This window comes from Mesorhizobium sp. M7A.F.Ca.CA.004.04.2.1, from assembly GCF_004022825.1.
Classification (GTDB): domain Bacteria; phylum Pseudomonadota; class Alphaproteobacteria; order Rhizobiales; family Rhizobiaceae; genus Mesorhizobium.
Map to the genome: position 1 here is coordinate 1 of NZ_RZPH01001004.1, position 2,145 is coordinate 2,145.

Consider the following 2,145-nt stretch of genomic DNA (forward strand, 5'->3'; position numbering starts at 1 on the left):
CCAAGAAGATTTTGGAAGTCTCTCGGTCGGCCAATGCGGCGCAGGCGAGGGGCGAGCCGATCACGCCGGCGGCACAATGGCTGCTCGACAACAATTACCTGGTCGAAGAGACCATTTTCCAGGTCAAGCGCGACCTGCCGCGCCGCTTCTATCGCCAGTTGCCGACCTTGAAACTGCCTGACGGCGGCAGCGTGCCGCGCGCGCTGGCGCTGGCGTGGACCTATGTCGCGCATTCGGACAGTTCCGTTTCGGCGACGATGTTCAAGTCCATCGTCCAGGGTTTTCAGTCGGTCGAGCCGCTGAAGATCGGCGAGCTCTGGGCGCTGCCTTCGCTGTTGCGCTTCGTCCTGATCGAAAATCTCCGCCGGCTGGCCGTCAGGGTCAATCGCACCCGCCAGATGCGCCAGATCGCCAACGATGTGGCCGACAAGGTCCTGGCGACCGACGACAGCGCCGACCGGCAGTCGATCCTGTCCAATTTCAGCGCGCATGCGCAGGACACCCCCTTCGCCACCCAACTGCTCTACCGCCTGCGCGATGGATCGCAGAATGCCGGCAAGGCTCTGGAATGGCTGGAAGGCGAGCTCGAAAAGACCGGCTCCGATGCTGAGGAAATCATCATTTCCGAACATCACACGCTGTCCAGCGGCAATGTGACGACGGGCAACATCATCCGCGGCCTGCGCCTCATCAACGACGTCGACTGGACGGTGTGGTTCGAAGGCGTCAGCCGCATCGACACCGTGCTGCGCGAGCGCACCGATTTCGCCGCGCTCGACTTCTTCTCGCGTGACCAGTACCGGACCGCGATCGAGGAATTGGCGCGCCGTTCGAACCTTTCGGAATATCGCGTCGCCGAGAAGGCTATCGAGTTGGCCGGCCACGCCGCCAGCGATGGCGACGGAGACGTGGTTTTAACCGGGCCCGCCCACACCGATGTCGGCTTCTTTCTCGTCGGCCCACGCCGGCTCGAGCTGGAGAAGGCGATCGGCTATCGACCCACCATCAGCCAGACAGTCAAGCGTGCCTTCCGCAAGACCGGGTGGCTCGGCATCGTCGTACCGGTATTTGCGCTGACGGCGCTGCTTCTCGTTCTCTCCGGCAATGCCCTTGCCAATCTCGGCCTGTCGGTGCCCTCGATCGTCCTGATGCTGGCGCTTTTTGCCGTGCCGGCCAGCGAGGGCGCGCTTGCCTTCTTCAACACGGTCGTATCGCTGTTCCTGAAACCGACGCGTCTTGTCGGTTATGATTACCGGCACGGCGTGCCGCCCGAGGCGCGCACGCTGGTGGTGGTGCCGTCGCTGATCGGCTCGCGCGACGATGTCGAGGAAAACATCCGCAACATCGAGGTGCATCATCTCGCCAATACGGCCGATGAAATCCATTTCGCGCTGCTGTCGGACTGGCCGGACTCGAAGACCGAGATCGATGCGGCCGACACCGAAATCCTCGAATTCGCCCGTGCCGAGATCGCTCGTCTCAACGCCCGCTATCCGTCCGAAGGCGCGCCGCGTTTCTACATCCTGCACCGGCGCCGGCTCTTCAACGCGGCGCAAGGGGCCTGGATGGGCTGGGAGCGCAAGCGCGGCAAGCTGCACGAGCTCGATCTTCTGCTGCGCGGCGACAGCGACACCACGTTCCTGCCGCTCGACGTGCCGCTGCCGGAGAACGTCGTCCATGTGATGACGCTCGATGCCGACACGCGCACCACCCGTGACGCGGTCGCCACCCTCGTAGGCAAGCTCTGCCACCCGCTCAACCGGCCGCATTTCGATGCCAGCAAGCGCGTCGTCACCGCCGGCTACGCGATCCTGCAGCCGCGCATCACCGCGTCGCTGACATCAGGCGACGATGCGTCGTTCTTCCAGCGGGTGTTTTCGGCCAATCGCGGCCTCGACCCTTATGTCTTTGCCGTGTCCGATCTCTATCAGGACGTCTTCGGCGACGGCTCCTTCACCGGCAAGGGCCTTTATCACGTCGACGCCTTCGAGGCCGCCCTGCAGGGCCGCATCGAGGAAAACACCATCCTCAGCCATGATCTGCTGGAAGGCGCGCTGGCGCGCGCGGCGCTGGTCACCGACGTCGAACTGGTTGAGGACTATCCGACCCGCTACTCGGTCGACGCCTCGCGCCACCATCGCTGGG

Annotated in this window: 1 pseudogene; it reads left to right on the plus strand. The window is 64.1% G+C overall.

Features of this window, described 5'->3' with window-relative positions:
- Positions 1 to 2,145 (plus strand): annotated as a pseudogene (locus EN893_RS30425) (protein ndvB); the annotation flags it as partial.